General features: G+C 70.3%; 19 protein-coding genes. 13 read left to right on the plus strand and 6 right to left on the minus strand.

Annotation, left to right across the window (positions count from 1 at the left end; translation table 11 throughout):
- Nucleotides 1-28: 28 nt before the first annotated feature.
- From BJ992_RS18810 to BJ992_RS18820, 3 genes are all read left to right on the plus strand, one after another.
- Nucleotides 29-1,609 carry a PucR family transcriptional regulator gene (locus BJ992_RS18810; RefSeq protein ID WP_184982778.1) on the plus strand — a complete coding sequence of 527 codons (1,581 nt, stop codon included), beginning with the start codon at nt 29-31 and terminating at the stop codon, nt 1,607-1,609.
- 150 nt (nt 1,610-1,759) lie between these two features.
- The gene (locus BJ992_RS18815) at nt 1,760-3,004 is read left to right on the plus strand and encodes an NAD(P)/FAD-dependent oxidoreductase (protein ID WP_184982780.1); all 1,245 of its coding nucleotides are present in this window, start codon (nt 1,760-1,762) and stop codon (nt 3,002-3,004) included.
- Nucleotides 3,005-3,388: 384 nt separating this feature from the next.
- Entirely contained in the window at nt 3,389-3,865 is a 477-nt protein-coding gene (locus BJ992_RS18820; protein WP_221474886.1) for a GNAT family N-acetyltransferase, read from the plus strand.
- Nucleotides 3,866-3,953: 88 nt separating this feature from the next.
- Here BJ992_RS18820 and BJ992_RS18825 read toward each other — a convergent pair whose 3' ends face one another.
- Nucleotides 3,954-4,106 (minus strand): hypothetical protein, encoded by a 153-nt coding sequence (locus BJ992_RS18825; RefSeq protein ID WP_184989478.1) that lies wholly within the window; start codon nt 4,104-4,106, stop codon nt 3,954-3,956.
- Here BJ992_RS18825 and BJ992_RS18830 point away from each other — a divergent pair.
- The 5 genes from BJ992_RS18830 (at nt 4,100) to BJ992_RS18850 (ending at nt 10,490) form a co-directional block, all read left to right on the plus strand.
- Entirely contained in the window at nt 4,100-4,396 is a 297-nt protein-coding gene (locus tag BJ992_RS18830) for a nuclear transport factor 2 family protein (RefSeq protein WP_221474887.1), read from the plus strand. The genes BJ992_RS18825 and BJ992_RS18830 overlap by 7 nt on opposite strands.
- A gap of 368 nt (nt 4,397-4,764) precedes the next feature.
- On the plus strand, nt 4,765-6,780 hold the full coding sequence (locus BJ992_RS18835; RefSeq protein WP_184982784.1) for an SGNH hydrolase domain-containing protein: 2,016 nt from the start codon (nt 4,765-4,767) through the stop codon (nt 6,778-6,780).
- Between the two features lie 187 nt (nt 6,781-6,967).
- Entirely contained in the window at nt 6,968-8,086 is a 1,119-nt protein-coding gene (locus tag BJ992_RS18840; RefSeq protein WP_184982786.1) for an NAD(P)/FAD-dependent oxidoreductase, read from the plus strand.
- Complete coding sequence (locus tag BJ992_RS34345; RefSeq protein ID WP_221474888.1) at nt 8,083-9,486, plus strand: amidohydrolase family protein; 1,404 nt, start codon at nt 8,083-8,085, stop codon at nt 9,484-9,486. Before BJ992_RS18840 ends, BJ992_RS34345 begins: the two co-directional genes overlap by 4 nt.
- On the plus strand, nt 9,480-10,490 hold the full coding sequence (locus tag BJ992_RS18850; protein ID WP_184982788.1) for a LacI family DNA-binding transcriptional regulator: 1,011 nt from the start codon (nt 9,480-9,482) through the stop codon (nt 10,488-10,490). The genes BJ992_RS34345 and BJ992_RS18850 overlap by 7 nt, the downstream gene beginning before the upstream one ends.
- A gap of 56 nt (nt 10,491-10,546) precedes the next feature.
- Here the strand turns inward: BJ992_RS18850 and BJ992_RS18855 are convergent, their stop codons facing one another.
- From BJ992_RS18855 to BJ992_RS18875, 5 genes are all read right to left on the minus strand, one after another.
- Nucleotides 10,547-11,428 (minus strand): carbohydrate ABC transporter permease, encoded by an 882-nt coding sequence (locus tag BJ992_RS18855; RefSeq protein ID WP_184982790.1) that lies wholly within the window; start codon nt 11,426-11,428, stop codon nt 10,547-10,549.
- Nucleotides 11,425-12,369, minus strand: coding sequence for a carbohydrate ABC transporter permease (locus tag BJ992_RS18860; protein ID WP_184982792.1), 945 nt, complete (start codon nt 12,367-12,369; stop codon nt 11,425-11,427). Before BJ992_RS18860 ends, BJ992_RS18855 begins: the two co-directional genes overlap by 4 nt.
- A gap of 81 nt (nt 12,370-12,450) precedes the next feature.
- A complete protein-coding gene (locus BJ992_RS18865; RefSeq protein ID WP_184982794.1) occupies nt 12,451-13,803 on the minus strand; it encodes an ABC transporter substrate-binding protein in 1,353 nt (450 codons plus the stop codon).
- A 77-nt stretch (nt 13,804-13,880) separates the two neighbouring features.
- Nucleotides 13,881-15,971, minus strand: a complete 2,091-nt coding sequence (locus tag BJ992_RS18870) for an alpha/beta hydrolase-fold protein (protein ID WP_221474889.1) — start codon at nt 15,969-15,971, stop codon at nt 13,881-13,883.
- Nucleotides 15,972-16,423: 452 nt separating this feature from the next.
- Nucleotides 16,424-17,479 (minus strand): substrate-binding domain-containing protein, encoded by a 1,056-nt coding sequence (locus tag BJ992_RS18875; RefSeq protein ID WP_221474890.1) that lies wholly within the window; start codon nt 17,477-17,479, stop codon nt 16,424-16,426.
- Between the two features lie 168 nt (nt 17,480-17,647).
- On the opposite strand from BJ992_RS18875, the gene BJ992_RS18880 reads away from it, so the two are divergent.
- From BJ992_RS18880 to BJ992_RS18900, 5 genes are all read left to right on the plus strand, one after another.
- The gene (locus BJ992_RS18880; protein WP_184982798.1) at nt 17,648-18,916 is read left to right on the plus strand and encodes a sugar ABC transporter substrate-binding protein; all 1,269 of its coding nucleotides are present in this window, start codon (nt 17,648-17,650) and stop codon (nt 18,914-18,916) included.
- 8 nt (nt 18,917-18,924) lie between these two features.
- Nucleotides 18,925-19,896: a carbohydrate ABC transporter permease gene (locus BJ992_RS18885; protein WP_184982800.1), complete on the plus strand. Its 972-nt coding sequence runs from the start codon at nt 18,925-18,927 to the stop codon at nt 19,894-19,896.
- A complete protein-coding gene (locus tag BJ992_RS18890; protein WP_343072742.1) occupies nt 19,893-20,726 on the plus strand; it encodes a carbohydrate ABC transporter permease in 834 nt (277 codons plus the stop codon). The genes BJ992_RS18885 and BJ992_RS18890 overlap by 4 nt, the downstream gene beginning before the upstream one ends.
- Nucleotides 20,727-20,760: 34 nt before the next feature.
- Complete coding sequence (locus BJ992_RS18895; RefSeq protein ID WP_184982802.1) at nt 20,761-22,479, plus strand: amylo-alpha-1,6-glucosidase; 1,719 nt, start codon at nt 20,761-20,763, stop codon at nt 22,477-22,479.
- 290 nt (nt 22,480-22,769) lie between these two features.
- Nucleotides 22,770-24,233, plus strand: coding sequence for an arabinofuranosidase catalytic domain-containing protein (locus tag BJ992_RS18900; protein ID WP_184982803.1), 1,464 nt, complete (start codon nt 22,770-22,772; stop codon nt 24,231-24,233).
- The last annotated feature ends 74 nt before the right edge of the window (nt 24,234-24,307 follow it).

The following is a 24,307-nucleotide window of genomic DNA, read 5'->3' on the forward strand; positions in this document are numbered from 1 at the left end:
GCCCCTCTTCGACCACCCGGAGCTGACCATGATCACATTGGACCGTCTGGTGAATGTGCTCGGCGGGTACGGCGTGCGGCTGTGCGGCCGTCCTGAAGCGCGCTCGACCTGGCTACGCAGCGTGGCGATACCAGACGCCACCGACCACCACGTCGCGGGCGACGTGCTCCTCGCCGTCGGAACCTCTTCACTCGCCGAGGCGGTCCAGTGGGCGGCCGCGGCCAAGGCCACGGCGGTCCTGGTACGCCCCGCCCGAACCGGCACCGGCGGTGAGGGCGAGAGCGGGAGCGGCGCGGACGCCGAGCGGGAGGCCGCCGCGATCGCCGACCGGCATGGGGTGGCCGTGTTGCTGGCCGAGCCCGCTGTCTCCTGGAGTCAGCTGGCCGGCGTGGTGTACGGGTTGGTGCTGGAGAGCCGCGAGACCGCCTCGGGACGCGGACCCACCGACCTGTTCGCCCTGGCCGACAACCTGACCGACGTCATCGGCGGTGCGGTGACCATCGAGGACCGGCACTCGCGGGTACTGGCCTACTCCCGCTCCCAGCAGGCGGGAGATCCGGCCCGGCTGGAGACCATCCTTGGACGGCGGGTCCCAGAACGGCTGCGCGAGCTGTTCCGGCAACAGGAGGTGTTCGCCCGCCTGGCGGCGACGGACGAGCCGGTGTTCGTCCCCGCCGATGCCGAACACGGCCTGACCGGACGGATGGCGGTGGCGGTGCGGGCTGGCCGCGAGCTGCTCGGTTCGGTGTGGGTCAGCTGCGCCGGCCCGCTGACTGGTGCCAACCGCCGCGCGCTGGCCGACGGCGCGCGCACCGTCGGCCTGCATCTGCTGCGCTCCCGGGCCAGCGCCGACCTGGAGCGGCAGGTGGAGTCCGACCTGGTCATCCGGTTGCTGGAGGGCAGCGCCGATGCCGCGACGGTGATCAGCCAGCTGGGCCTGGCCCCGCAGGCGATACGCGTCATCGCGGTCCGCGCGTACACCCCCGACGATCGCCACGCTGCGCTGCTGCTGGCCCTCGAGCAGGCCACCAACGGCTTCGGCTGGTCCCGGCCCGGGCGCAGCGCGCTGCTCGGCGACACCCTCTACACCATCCTGCGGGCCGAGCGGGCCGAGGCGGCCAGGCAGTGGATCGCGGCCCTGCACTCCGAACTGCCCGCCCGGGTGCGCGTCACGGCCGGGATCGGAGCACCCGCCGAGGCGGCGGACCTGGCCGCCGGCCGCCAGGAGGCCGACGAGTGCCTGGCGCTGCACGAGAGCGCCGAGCCCGGCGCCGTCCCGCCCGCCTACGACGAGTCCTGGGACGACATCCTGCTGCGACGGCTGTGCACGGCCGCGCGGACCGGCCGGGCTCCGGCCCGCGGGCCGGTGAGCGCGCTGCTGCGGCACGACACCCGTCACGGCACGCGCTTCGTCGCCACGCTGCGGGCCTGGCTGGAGAGCCAGGGCGACCTCACCCTGGCCGCCGAGCGGCTCGCGGTGCATCCCAATACCGTCCGCAACCGGCTGCGCAGAATGGGCGAGCTCGGCCCGCTGGACCTGGACGACACCCGCCAGCGCCTGGCCATGACCATCATGCTGGCGGCCCTGGAGGACGAACCCCGCCGATGACCTGCTCAGGACCCGTCACCGTTCCCGGCGCCGCCGTTGTGCCAGATCCACAACGGCGGCGCTGCGATTGTCGTCCGCTCACAACACCGCTGGTCGCCGCCCGGGCGATGCTGGACATGACATCGACATTCGTACTGGTTGGAGGTTGGCATGGCCGGCAACTGGCCACGATCGGTGATCGTGGTGGGCGCGGGTATCGTGGGCCTGTCGACCGCGTGGTTCCTGCAGGAGCGCGGCGTCCAGGTCGACGTGATCGACCGCGGCGGTGTGGCGGCCGGCGCGTCCTGGGGCAACGCCGGCTGGATCGCACCCGGTCTGGCCATCCCGCTCAACGAACCCGCGGTCCTGCGTTACGGCCTGCGCTCGCTGCTCAACCCGGCCGCGCCGCTGCACGTTCCCGCGAGCCTCGATCCGGGTCTGTGGCGTTTTCTGGTCCGCTTCGCCGCCAACAGCCACTGGCGGTCGTGGACCCGCGCCGCGCACGCCAACCTGCCGCTCAACGACGAATGCGTCGAGGCCTACGAGGTGCTCGCCGCCAACGGTGTGTCCGCACCCGTCATCGCGGCGCCGATCACCGCGGCGTTCCGTACGCCGCGCCAGGCCGAGAGCCTGCTGCGCGAGCTGCGCAGGCTGCAGACGGCCGGGCAGCGGGTCGAGCACACCGTGCTGGACGGCGACGGGCTGGCCGAGCAGGTACCGCTCGCCGGTAAGGCGCTGACGGCGGGGGTACGGATCGACGGCCAGCGTTACGTCGACCCGGGTGCCTTCGTGCACGCCCTGGGAAAGGCCGTCATGCAACGCGGCGCGACCATGTACGCCGTCGAGGTCGACGAGGTGCGCACCGACGACAGGAAGGTGATCGTCCGCTCGGCCAAGGGCACTGTGCTGTCGGCCGATGCGGTGGTGCTGGCCACAGGCGCCTGGCTGCCCCGCCTGGCACGGCAGTGGGGCGTGCGTGTCCCGGTGCGGGCGGGCCGCGGCTACTCGTTCACCGTGCCGGTCGACCATCCTGTCCCCGGCCCCGTCTACCTGCCCGAGGAGCGGGTGGCGTGCACGCCGTACCGCGACGGGCTGCGGGTGGCGGGCACCATGGAGTTCCGAGACCCGGACGCCCCGCAGGTGCCCGCCCGGCTGAAGGCCATCGTCGCCTCCGCCCGGCCGCTCCTGCGAGGCGTGCGCTGGGAGGAGCGTACCGACGTCTGGGTGGGGTCCCGCCCCATCACCCCGGACGGACGGCCGCTCGTCGGCGCGACGGCGGCTCCCACCGTCTACGTGGCGGGGGGCCACGGCATGTGGGGCCTGGCCCACGGCCCGATCACAGGCAGGCTGCTGGCCGAGCAGATCACCACCGGCAAGCAGCCCGCCGGCCTGGCCGACCTCGACCCCCTCCGCTGACTCTGTCGAGCTGAGGGAAACCTCAGGTCAACAGACTTTTCTTCATGTTGGATCACCGAATTGACGAGGTTGAACCGGCCCGCAGCCGGTGACCGCCGAGCCGGCAGGTGAGCGCTCAACGCTTCGCCGGTGTCAGCGATCGAGCGTGCACCCGGATGCAGGTAGTGCTGTGGCGTGGTCAAGGACCCATGACCGGCGATCTTCCTGAGAACTTTGACCGGAACCGCGGCATTCCGCCATCCAGGATTCCCGTCTCTCCGGCCTCATTCCTGAACGGTTGTGTGCGAGACCATTAGCCGCACGATGTCGTTCTCGTTCAGGAAGGGCACTCCTATGGCGGCGCCACACCCGCATGAACCGTCCTCGGCCGACGACTCCGCGGCCTTGAGCGTCTCGGTCCGGCTTCGTTCGGCGGTCGCCGCCGATGTGCCAAGTATCGCGCGCATCTGGCGGGAGGGATGGGCCGACGCGCACCTCGGGAATGTTCCGGCGGCGCTGGTCGAGGTGCGTACGCCGGGTTCGTTCGCCGAGCGCACGCCGGATCGCCTTGGCGACACGATCGTCGCGGTGCGGGACGGAGCCGTCGTGGGGTTCGTCATGGTCGACGGCAGCCAAGTGGATCATCTCTACCTGGACCGCTCCGGACGCGGCACCGGTATCGGGGCGGTGCTGCTCGAAGCCGCCGAGCGTGTTGTGCTCGCGGCGGGCCATCCGCGCGCGTGGCTCGCGGTGGCCACCGGGAACCATGGGGCCCGGCGCTTCTACGCGCGACAGGGCTGGACCGACGAGGGCTCCATCGCGCATCCGGCACCGGTGAGCGTGGACGTCGACTGCCACCGGTTCGTCAGCCCGCCACGATGAGGCGGGGTGAGACCCGAGGCGGCATCTCACCCTGATCTCGGCTCGGTACGCGCAGGCCTTCCCCGGCTGATCAGCGGACGTGGTCCGATCAGGGCCGTGGGATGTCGTCGAGGAGGCGCTCGGCGACCCGACGCGCCACGGCGGCGGGGTGGGTGTGGGAGCGGGTCGCCCCGATGGCGAGAGCGCCGTTGACGAGGATGACGAACTGGTCGGCTGTGAGTGCCGGTATCCGGCATGTCACACCGCACTACAGAAGAGGTCATCGCCTGCTTCAATCAGGTGGTCGCGGACCACGACCCGCGCCGTCTGGCCGAGCTGGTGGCGGACGACTGCGTGATGGAGGCGATTCAACCCGCCCCGGACGGCGCGCGCACCGTGGGCCGGGATGCCTGCATCGCGTTCTGGGAGAAGCTCGCGAGTGACCGCGCCTCCTTGTTCGAACCGGAGGAGGTGATCGTCTCCGGTGATCGGGGACGGTCCGCCGGCGGTATCGCTTCGGCGACGGCCCTTCCGGGTCGATACGTGGTGTGACGCTGATGCGGGTCCGTGACGGTCTGATCGTCGAAGCGCGTGGATACGTCAAGTCATGATCTCTCCGCCGCTCCGGCAGCGGTCCGGCCGCCACCGCGAGCAGTGGCACGCCGAGGATGACGACGGCCGTGAGCCGGACGGAGATCGACAGCGGCGACACGGCCGCCGTGAGGCACGCGAGACCGGTTCGCTGGAGTGCTGTTGGCGCAACGTTCATCTGCGCGCACCTTGCCGGACGTCCGCACGGGCAGGGGAAGCCGATGTATGTGGATAGCTTGCACCGCTGATCGACGTGGAGAGGTACGTCCCAGATGCGCTCCGGCCGTGCCTTCGTAGGACGTCATGCGGGCTCCGGTGTGGGGCGGAACGTGAAGCGTGCCGACATCGAGGGGCTGCGGGCCGTCGCGGTCGGGATGGTGGTGCTGGGGCATTGCGGTGTGCCGGTGCTGGCCGGGGGATATGTCGGGGTTGATGTGTTCTTCGTGGTCTCCGGGTTTCTGATCACTTCCCTGTTGTCCAGGGAGTTGGATGAGACCGGCAGGATCTCGATCGGGGGGTTCTACGCGCGGCGCGCGCTGCGGCTGTTGCCTGCGGCCACACTCGTGCTTGTCGCCACTCTCCTCGCGTGCCGGGTGTGGCTGTCGCCTGTGCGGTTCCCGGAGTACGCCTGGGACGGGGTGAGCAGCGCGTTCTACGCGGTCAACTTCCGGCTCGCGGTCATCGGTACCGACTATCTGGCGCAGGCGGGGCCGGCCTCGCCGTTCCAGCATTTCTGGTCGCTGGCGGTGGAGGAACAGTTCTACCTGCTGTGGCCGCTGCTGATCTGGATCGTGTGGCGGCCGGGCCGGAGCCGCGCGTACCTGGTGGGCTTGCTGTTCGTGCTGTGCGGAGCTTCGTTCGCGGTGAGCGTCGCCGAGACCGCCAGGTCGGCGTCCTTCGCCTACTTCGGCTCGCACACGCGGGCCTGGGAGCTCGGGTGCGGAGCGCTCCTCGCGCTGGTTCCCTTGCGCCGGATCCCGGGCCGGGTGGCGGGGCCGATGAGCTGGGCCGGTCTCGCGTCCGTCGTGCCGGCGGGGCTGCTGTTCGACACGACCACGCCGTTTCCCGGGTATCTCGCGCTGCTGCCGGTGGCAGGCTCCATGATGGTCATCGCGGGTGGGGCCGTGGCGGATCGGCGGGGTGCCGGGCTGGTGCTGGGCCGTGCTCCGCTGGTCCGGGTCGGTGGGGTCTCCTATTCCTGGTATCTGTGGCACTGGCCTTTCGTCGTGATCGGGCCGAGGGCCCTGGGGCTCTCGCCGTCGGTGCCGCTCCACCTCGCGTTGAGCGTCGTCAGTCTGGGGGTCGCGGCGGTCACCCTGCTCGCGGTCGAGAATCCGCTGCGGTTCCACCGGGGGCTCCGCGGCCGTCCCGGCCGGGGGGCCGGTCTCGGCGCCGCGCTGTCCGGGGGGACGGCCGTGCTCTGCCTGCTCGCGATCGGCGTCCCCCAGCAGGTCGCGGCCGGACGGCCCGCACCCGATCTCGGCGCTCGGCTGTCCGTCTCCACCGACCCGGCGGCCGACCTGCGGGCCGCGCTGGCCGAGCCGCCGTCGGAGCTGCCCGCCAACCTGAAGCCGGCGCTCACCGAGGTGCGGTCCACCGCGTCCCCGGTGTACCGGGACGGGTGCCACCTGGGTTACGAAAGCGACTGGAGTCCCCCCTGCGTGTACGGGGATCTCCGGTCGCGGACGACCGTGGTGCTCTTCGGCGACTCCCATGCCGCTCAGTGGTTCCCGGCCTTGGAGAAGCTCGCTCTGGAGCGGCGCTGGAGGCTCGTCTCGCTGACCAAGGCCTGGTGCAAGGTCGCCGCGGTCACGACCATCAGGAGCGGCCGGCCTTACGCCTCCTGCGACCGGTGGCGGAAGAAGGCGCTCACGCGGATCGCCGGGCTGCGTCCGGCGATGGTGGTCATGTCGTCGTCGGACGACGGAACGCTCGCGGCGAAGCCCAGGGATCCGCACAAGGCGTGGGTCACCGGCTTCCGTGAGACGTTCCGCGCGGTCGCCGCCGCCGGAGCGAAGCCGGTCGTGGTGATGGACACCCCCTGGCCCATGGGGGACGCGCCGGAGTGCGTGGCCGCTCACCCGTCGCGGCTGGCCCGCTGCGCCAACCACCTGCCCGGCGCCATCGAGGACCAGAGCCGCCGCGACGCGCTCACCGAGGCCGCCGCGGACACAGGCGCGACACCGATCGACCCGACCCACTGGCTGTGCTCCATGGCGGGCCTCTGCCCTCCGGTGGTCAGGGACACCCTCGTCTACCGCGACGACAGCCACATGACCGAGCAGTACGCCGAGTCGCTCGCCCCCGTCCTGGCTCCGCTCCTCCCGTCCCTCCGAGTGCCTTGAGCGGCCGCGTCGATCCAAGGCCACCTCACTGCCACACACCCGTCCTTGCCAGGAGACCCTCTTGACCGGCAGCACAGCGCATGCTTCTGTGTAACTAGTTACATCCGCCGAGGAGCCGCGGCGAAGTCGTCCTTACCGGTCACGGCCCCGCCATGAGCCCCCCGAGAGACGAGGAGGCCGGATCGGCATGGTCGAGCATGTGGTCGTCATCGGTGCCGGTGTCTACGGTGCGGCGGTGAGCGCCGCGCTCACGCGGCGGGGGGCTCGGGTCACGGTCGTGGACGGTGGTGTGCCGGCGGGAGGCACGTCGGGTGCGACGTTCTCGTGGATCAATTCCTGCGGCAAGCAGCCGCGGTCGTACCACGATCTCAGCGTCGCGGGTATGGCGGCTCATCGCCGGCTGGCCGCCGACGTGCCGCACGGCGACTGGTACCACGAGGGTGGCAATCTCGAATGGGCCGGCGACGACGCCGGACGTGACGAGCTACGCGCGAAGGTCGCGGGTCTCCTCGGCTACGGATACGAGGCGCGGTGGCTCAGCCGAGCGGAAGCGCTGGGGCTGGAGCCCGACATGGACCCCGCCGGGTTGCCGGACGGCGAGATCGCCTACTTCCCGCGCGAAGGCTGGATCGAGCCGGTACGCCTGGTCGCGCACCTGCTGTCGAGCGCGGTGACCGGTGGGGCCGAGCCGGTGACGCACGACGCCGTCACCGAGCTGGAGGTGACGGCGGGTGCGGTGCGCGCCGTGCGGCTCGCCTCCGGACGGCGGCTCCTCGCGGACGCGGTCGTGAACTGTGCGGGACCCCGGGCCGCCGCGCTCGCCGCGCTCGCCGGGCTGGTCCTGCCCATGCGCAACACCCCTGGTGTGCTCATCGTCTCCTCGCCGGTCGCGGTGTCGATCGCGCGCGTCGTCCATGCGCCTCACGTCCACCTGCGGCCGGACGGCGGCGGACGGGTGCTGCTGCACACCCATGAGATCGACGGCGCGGCGTCCGGCACCGGTGAGGCCGGCGTGGACCCAGCGGCCGTCGCCGAGGTGGTCGAGGCCGGTCGTGCGCTGTACCCGGGGCTGCGGGCCGCGACCGTGGAGAGCGTCCGGGTCGGTCAGCGGCCCATCCCCGGCGACGGCCTTCCGGTGCTCGGCCGGGTCGCCGAGTTGCCGAACTTCCACTTCGCGGTCTCGCACAGCGGCGCGACGCTCAGCGTGCACGCCGGTGACCTGGTCGCCGGCGAGGTACTCGGCGAGGACCACGACGACGCGCTGGCGGCCTTCCGGTTCGAACGGCCGGCACTGGCGGCCCGGTGACGATCACGCGCACGATCGTCCTGCACGGCTGTGACCTGGTCGACGGCACCGGCACGAAGCCACGGCACGGGGTGGACATCGTCGTCGCGGGAGGTGACGTCCGCGAGGTCGTTCCCTCGCGACCGGCTGACGTCTACGGCACGGTGGACGAGATCGTGGACGCGGCCGGCATGCTGGCGATCCCCGGGCTGATCAACAACCACACGCACGGCACGGCGTACGGGCCGCTGTTCCCCAGCGGACACGTGGGCCTGCCGCACGAGCAGGTCCTCGCCAACCTCGACCGGCACCTGCTTGAGGGGACGACCACGGTGCTGTGCGTGGACGGTTTCGTCACCGCCGAGGCGCTCGCGCGCACCGATGAGGCGCACCCGGTCAACGTCAGGCTCGCCTCGTGCAACACCCCGGCGTGCCTGGCGGCGGCGACCGTCGCCGACGGCGGTGGCCTCACGGAAGCGAACCGTGTGTTCACCGCACGGCACGCGGTACGCGACGGCGCGGTGGCGCTCGGCGAGATCGGGTCGGGGCACACGCTCGGCGGAGGCGGGGCCAGCTACATGTACATCCCGGCGGAGGTCGAGAGACGTACCGGCGTGCGGATCACACCCCGGCAGGCGAACGGGCTGAAGATCGCGGTGCTGGGCCGGCACATCTCGGAGAAGGCGTTCGGCCGGGACCGGGTCGATGAGGCACTGGCGAGCGCGGGGCTGACCGGCAGCCTTTCGATCGAGGACACCTGTGAGATCGTACGCGGCGTCGTGCTGCCGGCCTTCGACATCGCCCTGCGCGGGCTCGCCGAGGCGGCAGCGCAGGCTCGCGAGGCCGGTGTCCCGGTGCTCGTGCACAACGCGGCGGCGTCGATAGCCCAGGTCGCGTCCATCGCGGCGACGGACGTGACCCTGATCGCCGGCCACTCCAACCATTCGAGCTTCGAGCTCCGCGAGGCGGTCGGGCACGCCGTACGGCTCAAGGAGATGGGGGTGATCGTGGACGTCTCCACGCTGGACACCTTCGGGGCCCGGCGGCTCACGACGGGGCCGGAGCTGCTGTACGCGATGTTCTCCGCGGGGGTGGTCGACACCATCTCGACCGACTACGCGGGTGGCCACCACGACCCGATCCTGCTGGCGATCGGCCGGTCCGTGAAGGCGGGTGTGGTGCGCCTGCCTGCGGCGGTCGCGATGGCGACCGCCAACGTCGCCGACGCCATCCCCGGCCTGGCGCCGCGGCGTGGCCGTGTCGTGCCGGGGACGGTCGCCGACCTCGTGCTGACGGATCCCGCGGAGCTGCACCATGTGGACATGGTCATGGTCAGTGGCGAGATCGTCGTGAGAGCCGGCCGGCGTGTGGTCGCCAGGCCGGCGCCGGAGGCGGCGGAGGGAGCAGGAGATCGATGGTGAGGCGAACCACCATCGGGGACGTCGCCGCCGACGCCGGAGTGTCCACGGCGACGGTCTCCCGCGTGCTCAACGGCGGCGCCGTCACCGAGGCGACAGCCACCCGGGTGTGGGACGCGGTCGCTCGTCTCGAGTACACCCCGAACGCGCTCACCAAGGGGGTCTTCGCCGGACGTTCCAGCACGATCGGCATCGTCATCCGCGACCTGAGCAGCCCGTTCTACCTGGACCTGATCCGCGGCGCCGACGAGGTGGCGGCGGCGAACGACAGCCACGTCATGCTCGCCAACACGTTCCGCCGCGCCGACCGCGAGATCGTCCAGGTGCGGACCATGGACGAGCAGCGAGTGCGCGGCCTGATCGTGACGACCGGTGAGGCGACCGACGACCGGACACGCCGGATGGCCGGGAACGGCACCCCCTGTGTGATCATCGCGCGCTCCGTCCCGGACCCGCCTCCCGGCATGCACTCGATCACCCTGGATGACATCGAGGCCGGACGGCTGATGGCCGTCCACCTGGCCGGGTGCGGACGGTCGTCCGTCGGTGTCGTCGCCTCGGGACGCCGCACGTCTCAGCGCAAGCGCACGGCGGGCCTGAGACAGGCCCTCACGGACTGGGGGCTGCCCCTCCCCGAGGACGCGGTGATGACCGCCGAGACCGAGGACGAGGTGAACGCCGCTGTCGGCACGCTGCTCACCCGCGGCCGGGACCGCGGCAAGCCGCTGGACGCGATCGTCTGCACCACCGGACGGCTCACCGTCGCGGTCCACACGGCCCTCACCACTCGTGGCATCGCCGTCCCCGGCGACATCGCGTTCATCACCATGGACGACTTCCCGTGGGCCACCGCGCTCGGCATCACCGTGGTCGCTCAGCCGTCCTACCAGATGGGCCGGACTGCGGCCGGACTCGTCGTCGACCAGCCCGGCGGGCCGGTCGAGCTGGTCTTCGCGCCTACGCTGGTCGCCCGCACCTCGTGCGGGGAGCACCATCCGTCCACATGACGGCGGCATCGGCCACCGGCGGCGGACGGCCAGAGCAAGCCGGCGGTCTTTGACAGTTATCGCAGGCCGCCGGCGGACAGGCCGCCGCGCCAGTGGCGCTGGAAGGTGAAGAAGGCGATGATCAAGGGGATGACCGAGACGAGGGAGCCGAGGATGATGAGGCTCCACAGGGAGGTGCTGCCGGAGTTGTTGGCCGAGGCGATGCCCTGCCAGACGCCGAGGCCGACGGTGACGGGGAACAGGCGGTTGTCGGAGAGCATGGCGAGGGGCAGGAAGTAGTTGTTCCAGGACGCGACGGCGGACAGGAGAAGGACGGTCACCACGGCGGGACGCATCAGGGGGAAGGCGACCTGGAGGAAGGTGCGCAGTTCGCCGGCGCCGTCCACTCTGGCGGCGTCGAGGATCTCGCCGGGGACGGCGTCGCGCGCGTAGATGTGCATCAGGTAGACGCCGAAGGGGTTGAGCAGTGAGGGGAGGATCACCGACCAGATCGTGTTGGTGAGGCCGAGGCCCGAGAACATGATGAAGGTGGGGATGACCAGTGCGGTCGCGGGGACCATCAGTGCGCCGAGCATGACGGAGAAGGCGAAGCGGCGGCCGGCGAAGCGGTATCTGGCGAAGCCGTAGCCGGCGAGCACGGCGAGGACCGTGGCGCCGATCCCCCCGGCCAGTGCGTACAGCGTGGAGTTGAGAATCCACCTGCCGTAGATGCCGCCGTCGTGGGTGAACAGGCGTTCCAGGTTGCCGAAGTAGTCGATGCTGCCGGTGAACCACAGGGTGTTGCCGCCGCCGAAGAGACCGGGTGCGTCCTTGGAGCTGTTGACGACGACCCACCAGAACGGCACGAGGAAGTACACGACCAGGAAGCCCAGGAAGATCTGCACCGGGAGGTGGCGCCGCGTCCCCGGACGGCCGGCGGTGCGGGACAGGGGGGTCATCGAAGGAAGCTCCTCCGCTTGCGGGTGAGGAACAGGAAGGCGTAGACGCAGACGAACACGACGCCGCCGAGCGCGAAGGAGATGGCCGATCCGTAGTTGAAGTTGGCGAGCTTGAACGCCTGCTGGTAGGCGTACATGTTCGGGGTGAAGTCCGGGCCGATCGTGCCGGCCGCGAGGTAGCGCAGGATCTGCGGCTCGTTGAAGAACTGCAGCGTGCCGATCAGCGAGAAGACGAGGATCAGCAGCAGCGCCGGGGTGATCAGCGGGATCTTGACGCGCAGCGCGATCTGCCATCGGCCGGCGCCGTCCATGCGCGCCGCCTCGTAGAGCGCCGGGTCGATGCCCTGGAGCGCCGCGTAGATGATGATCATGTAGTAGCCGGCCCACTGCCAGGTGACGACGTTGACCAGGCCGTAGAAGATCAGGTCGCTGCTGAAGAAGTCCGGAGCGGCGGCGCCGAACAGCCCGAAGACGTCGGTGAGCGGCCCGAAGCTCTTGCTGTACAGAAAGCCCCACATGACCGCGCCGATGACCGTGGGGATCGCGTACGGCAGGAAGATCATGAGGCGGGAGAAGCGGGTGAACAGGGTCGTCACGGCGTCCAGGATCAGAGCGGTCGCCAGCGCGACGAGGATCTGGACGGGGATGGCGACCAGCGAGAAGCGGATGACGAACCAGGCGCCGGACAGGAAGCTCGGGTCGGTGAACGCCTTGGCGTAGTTGTCGAGGAGGACGAAGCTGGTGCCGCCGATCAGTTTCTTCTGGAACAGGCTGAGGTACAGCGCGTAGGCGAGCGGCGCGATGAGGAACGCGAGGAAGACGATCCCGAACGGCCCGACGAAGAGCCACCCCATCAGGTGCTCACGCAGGCGCGCCTTGCCGTGCGCCTTGTGTGTCGTGTCCTCGGTGCGCTGCTCGGTCTTCTCTGTCAGGAGTGTCATTCTCGGGCTCCGGGATGAGAGGCACGGAGGGATACGGAACGGGTGGGCCGGCCGGGGGGACGGCACGGCCCACCGGGGTTCTCACTGGACGGTGAACCCTTGCTCCTTGGCGTACGCCGCCACGTCCCGCTGGAGGTTGTCGGCGGCCTGCGCGCCGGTGACCGAGCCACCGATGATCGCGCTGACCTGCTTGGTCATGGCGTCGAAGTAGTACTGGCCGAACGGGCTGTAGGTGACCCCCTTGTAGGCGTCCGCCGCGGGGACGTAGACCTCCTTGTTCGCCTGCTGGCCATGGAAGAAGGCCACCTTGGCGTCGACGAACTCCGAGGACTTCAGCACCGTCAGGTTCAGCGGGAAGATGATCTGGTTGGTCCAGCCGTCGGCGAGCGACTCGGGGTCGGCGTACAGGCCGTACGCGACCTTCGCCGCGAGTTCGGGGTTCTTGGCCTGGCTCGTCACCGAGAACGCCGATCCGCCCCAGTTCACCTGCACGGGGTTGGCGGGGTCCCACTGCGGCAGCGGCGCCACCGCGAACTTGCCGGTGTCCTCACCTTTGCCGACGCCGGCGCCGGTGAGGTAGCCGGGGGCCCAGGCCGCCGAGATGTAGGTGGCGTACTTGCCGTTGATCACGCCGGCGATGTACTCGGGGGTGAACTGGTCCTGCGTGCCGACCAGGCCCTTGCGCGCGAGGTTCCCCCAGTAGTCGAGCACGTCCTTGGACGCCTGGTCGTTCAGCTTGACACCGATCGCCTTCGGCTGCGCCGGGTCGTACGTGAAGGGGGCCGCGCCTTTCTGGATCTGCAGCGCCATCGTGAGGGCCGACACGTTGGAGCCGAGGTCGCCGAACAGCGGGCCGCCGGCGTCCTTGACCTTCTGCGCGGCCTGCTCGTACTCGGCCCACGTCTTCGGCGGGGTGATCTTGTACTTGTCGAAGACGTCCGTGCGGTAGATCATCGCCACCGGGCCGCCGTCGACCGGCACGCCGTAGACCGCGTCGCCGACCGAGACGTCCTTCCACGCGCCTTCGCTGTAGTTGGCCTTGACGGCGTCGAAGCCGTACTTCTTGATGTCGACGAGCGCGTTCTGGATCTGGAAGGTCGGGATCCGGTCCATCTCGACCATGACCACGTCGGGTGCGCCGGTGCCTGCCGAGATGGCCGTCTGGAACTTCTGGTACTCGTCACCGCCCTGGCCGACGTTGGTCCAGCAGACCTGCACCTCGTTGTTCCGCTTGTTGAAGTTGTCGACCACGAGCTGCATGTTGGGGTACCAGCCCCACATCGTCACGGCCGGCAGGTTCGTCTTGGTGATCTTGTTCGTGCAGTTGCTCGCGTCGCCTCCGCCGCCGCCTCCCGCCTGAGGGGAGGAGCAGGCGGCGAGTGCGCTCGCGACGGCCACCGCGGCCACCGCGGCGAGCGGTTTCTTCATGGACATGGATCTCGCCTCCGGGATCACGCCGGCACCACCGGGGAACGCGCCGCCCCGGTGGCGCCGGCGCCGAACGGGCTCGTCTAGCGCTTGAACAGGCGCGGTGCCAGGTCGATGAGGTTCTTCTGCCACACGTCCCAGCCGTGCGGCCCTGGGGTGACCCCGTCGAACTCGTACCGGATGCCGAGGCCGTCCAGCGTGGTCAGGGAGGTCTGGAATATCGGGTACACGAAGTCGGTCCGGTCACCGACGTACAGGCGCAGCAGCTTGGTGCCGTTGTTGATCGCCGCCGCGTCGACGCCGGTGGTGTCGGTGAATCCGGCGGAGAACGTCGCGACGTAGGCGAACTCCCCCGGATGGGCCCTGAGCACCGCGAAGGTCTGCCAGCCACCCATCGACAGACCGGCGAGGGCCTGCCGCGCGGGGTCGCGGGAGATGTTGTAACCGGCCCGGGCCGCCGGGACGATGTTCGCAAGGAGCTCGGTGGTGAAGTCGGGGACGTTGCCGTTGCCCATCACGACGACCATCGGCACCAGCTTCCCGTCGAGGGACAGGTGGTCGAGGATCTGCTTGGCGCGTCCCATCTCGGTCCAGTCGGTGTAGCTCTGGCCGGCGCCGTGCTGAAGGTAGAGGACGGGGTACGGCTCGGCGCGCCTGGCGTCGTATCCCGGCGGGGTCCACACCAGCGCGGTCCGTTGCTGGTTCGCCACGGTGCTCTGGTAGGTCAGGTTCTGGACCTTCCCGCCTCGGCCGGCGGGGACGTCGGTCAGCAGGCGCGCGCGTGGACCGGGGACGAGGAAGGTGCTCCACGCCGGCTCGGAGGTCACCTTCGACGGGTTCCCCGCGTCCTTGACCTGCACGCGGTCCACGAAGAACTGGTGGTAGTAGAACCACGGCTCGAGCGGCCCGATGGTCACGCGCCACCGGTCGCCTTCGAGGGTCATCGGGACACGCAGCCAGCTGCCGCCGGGAGCGATGTTGGCCCACACGGTGACGTGCCGCGCGTCCGCGTGGCCGGTCGGCGTCTCGAAGGTGACGAAGCCGTCCTTGGTCACGAACGGCGTCGGGGTGGTGCCAGGGGCCGGCGGTGAGAAGCGGCCCTTCAACGGACCGTGACCGGCGCTCGGGCCGTGGCCGGAGACCTTGCGGAACAGCCGCGGCACGAAGTCGACGAGGTTCTCCCGCCAGGCGTTCCAGTTCCCCCCGGCGTCGGGATTCACCCCGTCGAACTCGTACCTGACACCGGCGCGGTCCAGCGACCTGGTCAGGCCGACGGTCGCGTTGTACGCGGGGTCGGTGACGTTCCCGGTGTACAGGCGCAGCAGCTTGATCGCGTGCGGGTCCGGCCGGCCGGTGACCTCGGTCAGCAGGCCGGAGAACGAGCCGGCGTAGGCGAACTGTCCCGGCTTTGCCAGCGCGGCGCGCAGGGCCCGCGTCCCGCCGTCCGCCACACCGGCGATCGCCTGGTGTGCCGGGTCGTGGTGGACGTGGTACCGGTCGCCGACCGCCTTGCGCAGGTCCTTGAGTTCCTGGTCCGGCCCGTCACCGATGACGACCACCATCGGCTCCATGGCACCCCGGACCGACAAGTTGTCGAGGATCTGCCTGGCCCGGCCGAGGTCGAGCCAGTCGGTGGCCGTCACGCCGTCGCCGGACCGCAGGTACAGCACCGGCAGGCCCTTGGCGGAGCGGCGCGGCGGCGTCCACACCACGGCCGACCGTTCGGTGGTCCCGGCCCGGTAGGTCAGCGTCTCGACCGTGCCGCCCTGCCCCTGCGGCACGTCCGTGAGCAGGCCCGCCGAGCCGCCGGGCACCAGGAAGGTGCTCAGGTACGGCTTGGACGCGACGCCGGCGGCGTTCGTCGGGTCCTTGAGGGTCTTGGTGTCGTCACCGGTGACCTGGTAGTGGTACAGCCCCGGCTCAAGGGGGCCGAGGGTCCCCGACCAGAGGTCGCCCCGGCGGGTCAGGCCGAACTCCGCGAAGGCGGCCGAGGGCCCGAAGTTCCCCTCGATGACGACCTGTGAGACCTGGCCGAGGTTGTCCTGGATGTAGGCCGCGGGGACGCTGAAGGACGCGAAGCGGTCCTCGGAGACCGTCAGCCACGGCGTGTCCGCCGCCGCGTGCCGCGGCGCGATCACCCCCGTGGCGATCGTCAGCAGTCCGGCGGCGACCACCGCCAGGAACGGTACGCCGCTCCGGCGTAAGCTCCCGTGAGAAAGTCGCATCAGAAACACTCTTTCCGCAACGGCCGACAGCGGGTTGCCCTCCGACTGCCCGGCCTGGCTTCTTCCGGGTCTCGCCGTTCTGGTGCTGTCTGTCACCCCCTTCCGGGGCGGACCGTCCTCGTCCGGGCCGCCGGCGCGACCGAGGTGACCAGCGCGCGGCACGAACGTTACTGATCACATTTCCAGCGGTTAACGTAACTGAAAAGAATCACCCACACAAGACCATTGGGATCTTGCGGACATGACCCAAGAGACATGCCGAGATGGCGCAGGACTGCCAAGATCAGCAGAAATCCCGCACCCTCCCGGCCGGGCCGTCGACGGCTCTGGCGCGTGCGAACGAAGACGAGGGACGGAGACGTCAGATCTTCGTGCGCGGATCCCGCGTGGCGGGTGAGCGGTCAGGTGAGCGGTTCGCGGGGGCGGGCCGGTGCGGTGGTCTCGCGCAGCGAGATCGGGGGGGCCACGAGGAGGTGGCGGTAGGGGGCCGCGGGGTCGGCGATGCGCTGGATGAGGAGTTCCACGGCGTGCGCGCCGAGCTCGTCGGCGGGGACGTCGGAGGCGGTGAGCGGGGGGTGGAGGTTCTCGGCCAGGTAGCGGGCCGCGACGGCGGCGATGGAGAAGTCGCGGGGGATCTGCAGGCCGGCCTGGGACAGCGCGCGGTACATGCCGGGGATGGCGGCCTCGTTGATGGTGGCGATCGCGGTGAGGCCGGGGGTCTCGGCGAGGAGGCGCTCGGCGCAGGAGACGCCGGACTGCGCGTCGTCGGCGCAGCAGACCTGCACGCCGCGCAGCCCGCGTTCGGCCATGGCGCGAGTGAAGCCGGCCTGCGCGCGGTGGCCGGGGCCGTAGCCGGCGGCCACCAGCTCGGTGGAGCGGTTCACCAGCGCGATGTGCCGGTGGCCGAGGTCGGCCAGGTGGTGGACGCACCTGGCGATCAGGGTGTCGTAGTCGATGTCGACCCAGGACATCTCCTCCGGACGCGCGGTGCGGCCGATGCCGACGAACGGCAGGCCCATCTTGCGCAGGCGGGTGACCCTGTCGTCCTCCAGCCTTATCTCCATCAGCACCACGCCGTCCACCCGCCGGCCGCTGACCACGCGTTCGAACGACCGGTCGTGCTCGCCTCCCGACGGCGACACCAGGACGTCCAGGTCGGCGCTCGCGGCGGCGTCGATGACGCTGGCCACGAAGCCGAGCTGCACGTCGGTGAGGCGCTGGCTCGCCGGGGGGATGACCAGGCCGATGGTGTGCGTGCGGCCTTCCTTGAGCGCCTTGGCGGCGGCGTTCGGACGGTAGCCGAGCTCGTCGATGACGGCCTGGATGCGCCTGCGGGTCTCCTCCGACACCGCGCGTTTGCCGCTGAGCGCGTACGACACCGTGCTGCGCGCGACACCCGACCGCCTGGCGATCTCACCGATGCTCACCTGGCGCTCCTCACCTGATTCGACCGACACGCACCAATCGTAGGTCGAACCGATCGCATGTGCGCACGGCCCATGCCGTACCTGGTCTTTGGCCTGTCCCATTGACGTCCGGCGAATGCGGTCCTATCTTCATGCGAACCGATTCGACATCATCGAGTTGAAACAATCGCGTAACACGCGTTCGCGGAGGTCACGATCATGGGAACAGCGGCACCTCGCCGGCATGTGACCGTTCTCGCCTTAACAGCCGCCGGGCTGCTCGCCGCCGGCTGCGGCTCCTCCCCCGGCGACGGCGCCCCTGCGGCGACGGCGAGCCAGGGTGGCGGAGGCGGGACCTACACCATCTGGGATCCCTACCCGCAGCACGACAAGAGCTCCGACTGGGCCAAGCTGCTCGACACCTGCGGCGCGCAGGCGGGGGTGAAGATCGACCGCACCGGGTTCGACACCACCGATCTGACGAACAAGACACTGCTCGCCGCGCAGCAGGGCAACGCGCCTGACGTGCTCATCGTCGACAACCCCGTCGTCTCCACCATGGCCGAGGCCGGGGTGCTGACCACGACGGAGGAGAACAAGCTCGACACCTCCGCCATCGCGCCGAACCTGCTGGCCGCCGGACAGAGCGGCGGCAAGACGTACGGCATCCCCATCGGCGCCAACACGCTGGCCCTGTACTACAACAAGGCGGTCCTGGACAAGGCGAAGGTCGACATCGCGTCGGTCAAGGACTGGGCCTCGCTGACCGAGGCGCTCGCCAAGGTCAAGGCGGCCGGCAAGAAGGGCATCACGTTCTCGGCGATCGGCACCGAGGAGGGGAGCTTCCAGTTCCTGCCGTGGTTCTGGGGATCGGGGGCCCAGCTCACCAAGCTGGACTCCCCCGAGGCGGTGTCCGCGGTCGCGCTGTGGACCGACTGGCTGAAGAAGGGGTACGCCCCCAACTCGGTCATCAACAACACGCAGACCACGAGCTGGCAGGAGTTCGCCAGCGGCGACTTCGCCTTCGCCGAGAACGGCACCTGGCAGCTCGGCAACGCCAAGGACGCCGGCTTCGAGTACGGCATCATCCCCGTCCCCGCCAAGGACGGCGGCACCGCGCCGGCGCCGACCGGCGGCGAGTTCGTCAGCATCCCCGTGCAGAAGGACACCGCGCGCTACGCCACGTCGCAGAAGCTCGTGAGCTGCCTGGCCAGCACGGACAACTCGCTCGCCACGACGACCGCGCTGTCCTACATCGCGCCGACCGAGCAGGTGCAGGCCAAGCAGGTCGAGCAGAACCCCGACCTGAAGGTGTGGGTGGAGGCGGTCAAGGCGGCCAAGGGCCGTACCAGTGACGACCTCGGCACCAAGTACCCGAAGATCTCCGAGCCGATGTGGGGGGCCGTGCAGGCCGCGCTCAGCGGTTCGAAGGACCCGCGGCAGGCGATGACCGACGCGCAGGCCGCGGCGGCGAGCGCGACGCAGTAGAGACCCGCATGAGCCGAGTCGCACAAGCACCGGCCCGTCCCGCCACCGGCCCCGCCGGCCCGGCGGGACGGCGCCGGAGCGGGGGCCGCGGTGGGGCACGCCCCTGGTCCCCGCAGTGGGCCGCGTGGGGGTTCCTCCTCCCGATCGCCGTGTACCTGCTGGTGTTCTACGCGTTCCCGCTCTACCGCAACGTCGAGCTGAGCCTGCGCGACTACACGGTGCGGTCCTTCGTCCAGGGGGACGCGCCGTTCACCGGGTTCGCCAACTACGCCAAGGTGCTCAAGGACGCGACGTTCGGGCCCGCGCTGTGGCACACGGTGGTCTTCACGGTGGTGTCGCTGGCCTTCCAGTTCGGCATCGGGCTGGCGCTGGCGATGTTCTTCCGCGGCCACTTCCGGCTGTCGGCGACGCTGCGCGCGTTGTTCCTCGTGCCGTGGCTGCTGCCGCTGATCGTGTCGTCCTCGACGTGGTCGTGGATGCTCAACAGCGACTCCGGCATCGTCAACGCGGTGCTCGGGCTCTTCGGCGTGGATCCCGTCCACTGGCTGACCTCGCCGGACTGGTCGCTGTGGTCGGTGACCATCGCCAACATCTGGATCGGGATCCCGTTCAACCTGGTGGTCCTGTACTCGGGGCTCCAGGCCATCGACCCGGCCGTCTACGAGGCCGCCGCACTGGACGGCGCCACCGGGTGGCAGCGGTTCTGGCGGGTGATCTTCCCGCTGCTGCGGCCGGTGTCGGCCATCACGCTGCTGCTCGGACTCGTCTACACCCTGAAGGTGTTCGACATCATCTGGATCATGACCAAGGGAGGGCCGAGCGGTTCCTCCACGACGTTCGCCACCTGGTCCTACCGGCTCGGGTTCGGCAACCTGCTGCCGGCCTTCGGCCCCGGCGCCGCGGTCGGCAACCTGCTGATCGTGACGGCGCTGGTGTTCGGGCTGATCTACATCCGCGTCCAGCGAAGGCAGGGGCCGTGAGGAGCACCAGGACCGGCGCCGTGTACCGGTGGGGCAGGACCGCGGCGGGGCTGCTGCTCACCGGGCTCATGCTCTTCCCGGTCTACTGGATGGTCAACGTGTCCTTCACCAAGGAGAAGGACATGCGCAAGAGCCCGCCGTCGTGGTTCCCCGTGGACGGCACCCTGGAGGGCTACCGCGCGGTGCTCGACCAGCAGCTGCCGTACCTCGGGGTCAGCATGGTCGTCGGGCTCGGCACGGTGGCGCTCACCCTGGTGGTCGCGGCGCCGGCGGCGTACTCGCTGGCCAAGCTGCGTCCGCGCGGCGGCGGCACGCTGGGCTTCCTGTTGCTGATCGCGCAGATGATCCCCGGGATCATCATGGCGATGGGGTTCTACGCCATCTTCCTGAGCACCGGGGTGCTCAACACCGTCCCCGGGCTGATCGTGGCCGACTCGACGCTCGCCGTGCCGTTCGCCGTGCTGGTCCTCGCGACGTTCATGTCCGGCGTACCGGACGAGCTGCTGCAGGCGGCCAAGGTGGACGGCGCGGGTGCGGTGCGGACGTTCTGGTCGATCATGCTGCCGGTCAGCCGCAACTCGATCATCACGGTGTCGCTGTTCGCGTTCCTGTGGGCCTGGTCGGACTTCATCTTCGCCAGCACCCTCGACCAGGGAGGCGATCACCAGCCGATCACGCTCGGCATCTACCACTACATCGGAAACAACAACCAGCAGTGGAACGCCATCATGGCCACCGCCGTGATCGCCTCCATCCCCGCCGCCGTCCTGCTGGTCATCGCCCAGCGGTACGTCGCGGCGGGAGTCACCGCGGGTGCGGTCAAGCACTGACCGGCCCGCATCCGACCGAAGGGATCCCCACCACATGACCGCAGGCCCGGTGTTCTCCCCGAGGGAGATCCCGTTCAGCTACCGCGGATCCTGGTTCTGCCTGTCCCCCGTGGTCGGTGAGAACGACTACGCCGACGACATCCATCTGGTGTCGCACCAGACCGGCATGCACCCGATCCTGCGGCTGATCCCCACGACGGGGGGCACGCGCGCCGAGACCGTCGTCACCGCCACGCCGCACACGCTGACCTGGGCCTGTGACGCCGGCCGCATCGACCTGGCGTACGAGGACACCGGCACGGTGCGCGTGCGCGGCGAGGGTCTCGGGCTGCGGCTGATCGCGGCGGACCCGGTGCTCACGCCGTTCAGCGGGCCGTACTTCTACCGGGATCCCGGTGACGGCTCATGGGTGCTCACGGTGTACCAGACGGGCCGCCGCTACCGGGTCACGCTGCTGCGCGGCCGGATCGACGGGGAGCACGGCGTGCAGGCGCTCGGGACCGCCGAGCGCGGCGTCGTGCTGCCGGACGGCGAGGAGTGGGAGGTCGCGGTCGAGGAGTACGAGACGGGCCGCGCGCCGTACACCGGCGGGACGGGGTTCGACGCGGTGGTCGCCGCCGCGCGCGCGGAGTTCGAACCGTTTCGCGACGCGGTGGCCCCGTGGCGCAGCGACCGGACGCCGGCCGCCGAGCTGGCCGCGTACGTCCTGTGGTCGGCCACCGTGCGGCCGGCCGGGTTCGTCACCCGGCCCGCCGTGCTGATGTCCAAGCACTGGATGGACAAGGTGTGGAGCTGGGACCACTGCTTCAACGCGCTGGCCCTCGCCGGCGGGCTGCCTGAGCTGGCGTGGGACCAGTTCCGGCTGGTCTTCGACCACCAGGACCCCACCGGCGCGCTCCCCGACTCCATCACCCATTCGGAGATCCTCTACAACTTCGTCAAACCGCCGATCCACGGCTGGGCCCTGCGGCGGCTGCGGTCACCGCACGACGGCGAGACGGCCGAGGTGTACCGGCTGCTGGAGCGGTGGACCCTGTTCTGGCTCGGCATGCGGCGCGTCCCCGGCCGGCCGCTGGCGCACTACCAGCACGGCAACGACAGCGGCTGGGACAACTCCACCATCTTCGACCCCGAACGGGTCGTGGAGACCGCCGACCTCGCCGCCTTCCTCGTCGTGCAGATGCGTGAGCTGGCGCGTCTCGCGGCCGGGCTGGCGATGCCGGACGCGGCCGCCATGTGGGGACGCGAGGCGGACGCCATGCGCGAGGCGCTGCTGACGGAGCTGTGGGACGGCGAGCGCTTCCTCGCCAGGAGCGCGCACACCGGCCGCACGTGGCACAGCGCGACCCTGCTGTCGCACATGCCGATCGTCCTCGGGGAGGAGCTGCCGGAACCCGTCGCGGCGGCGCTGGCCGACGGCATCAGCGCGCACCTGACCGAGTTCGGGCTGGCCACCGAGCTTCCCACGTCCGAGCACTACCAGGACGACGGTTACTGGCGCGGCCCGGTCTGGGCTCCGTCGACCGTGCTCATCGAGGACGGGCTGCGCCGCGCCGGCCATACCGGCCTGGCGGACGAGATCAGCGCTCGTTTCCGCGCGCTGTGCGAGAAGTCGGGGTTCGCGGAGAACTTCGACGCGCGCAGCGGCACCGGTCTGCGCGACCGCGCCTACACCTGGACGGCCGCCGCCTACCTCATCCTCGCCGGCGCGCACGAACGCAACCGGGACCCGATGACCGCGGCTCTCACCTGACCCGGTGGCCCCTTCGCACATCGGGTGCTCCGTGGCGGTGAAAGTTTCGGGACGCGCGGCCGGCCCGCCGCGTCTCGTGCCGCCGTATCCGCAGACCGAGACGCTTCCCGGCGGCGCGGCGCGGAGCCATCGCCTGCGGCGTCATTGACGGCGCCTCCGGGGTCGTATTAGCTCCACCTCGCCTGCGATCGCCGCCGGGAGGTGAGCGACGAGTCGCTTTGTTAGCGCTAACAATGCTGCCGTTCCGGCCCGTGCAGACGGAAATTCAACGTCAAGCAAAGGGAGCATCGATGAGGAAGGCACATTCCCTCACCCGGGCAGGGGTGATGATCGCCGCGGCGATCACGCTCGTCATGGCCGCGGCGGGGGTGACCGGCACACGTCTGGCGTCCGCCGCGGCAGCGGGGTGTCAGGTCACCTACACCGTCACCAACGAGTGGCCCGGTGGGTTCGGCACGAATGTTAGCGTTAAAAATCTGGGTGATCCGATCAACGGCTGGCGCCTCACGTGGTCGTTCAGAGCGGGCCAGACCATCACGCAGCTCTGGAACGGCACCCACACGCAGTCCGGGTCACAGGTGACGGTCACCAACGCCGCCTACAACGCGAGCATCCCCACCGCGGCGAGCATCAGCTTCGGGTTCAACGGCTCCTGGAACGGCACCAACCCGGCGCCGGACGACTTCGTGCTCAACGGCACCCCGTGCAACGGCGCCACCACGTCGCCGTCCCCCACGCCGCCCCCGACCCCGACGCTCAGCCCGACACCGACCGTCACTCCGACGCCGCCGCCGCCGACCAGCGGCCCCTGTGACATCTACGCCTCCGGCGGCACCCCGTGCGTCGCCGCGCACAGCACCACCCGCGCGTTGTACGGCGCCTACAACGGGCCGCTGTACCAGGTGCGGCGCTCCTCGGACAACACCACGCGCGACATCGGCGTGCTGAGCCCCGGCGGGGTCGCCGACGCCGCGGCGCAGGACGCGTTCTGCGCCAACACCACCTGCCTGATCAGCGTCATCTACGACCAGAGCGGCCGCGGCAACCGCCTCACGCAGGCGCCTCCCGGCGGCTTCCAGGGCCCGGCGGCCGGCGGGTACGACAACCTTGCCAACGCCACCGCCGCACCGACCACGGTCGGCGGCCGCAAGGCGTACGGCGTGTTCGTGGCCCCGGGTGTCGGCTACCGCAACAACGCCACCAACGGCGTCGCGCGCGGCGACCAGCCCGAAGGCATGTACGCCATCTTCAACGGCCAGCACTACAACGGCGGCTGCTGCTTCGACTACGGCAACGCCGAGACCAACAGCCGTGACAACGGCAACGGCACCATGGAGGCCATCTACTTCGGCAACATCAAGGTCTGGGGCTACGGCGCGGGCAACGGACCCTGGATCATGGCCGACCTGGAGAACGGGCTGTTCTCCGGGGTGAACCAGAAGTACAACGCGGGTGACCCGACCATCAGCCACCGCTACCTGACGGCCATCGTCAAGGGTGAGCCGAACCACTGGGCCATCCGCGGCGGCAACGCGCAGTCGGGGAGCCTGTCCACCTTCTACAACGGGGTGCGGCCGAACGTGTCCGGCTACAACCCGATGAAGAAGGAAGGCGCCATCATCCTCGGCATCGGCGGTGACAACAGCCACGGCGCGCAAGGCACCTTCTACGAAGGCGTCATGACCTCCGGCTATCCCTCGGACGCCACCGAGAACGCCGTCCAGGCCAACATCGTGGCCGCCGGCTACCGCTGATCCCCGCACACGGCGTCCGGCACGCGCGGGGCCACCGACGGGCCCCCGACGGGCCCCCGACAGGCCCTCGACAA

The organism is Sphaerisporangium rubeum (assembly GCF_014207705.1).
Lineage (GTDB): Bacteria > Actinomycetota > Actinomycetes > Streptosporangiales > Streptosporangiaceae > Sphaerisporangium > Sphaerisporangium rubeum.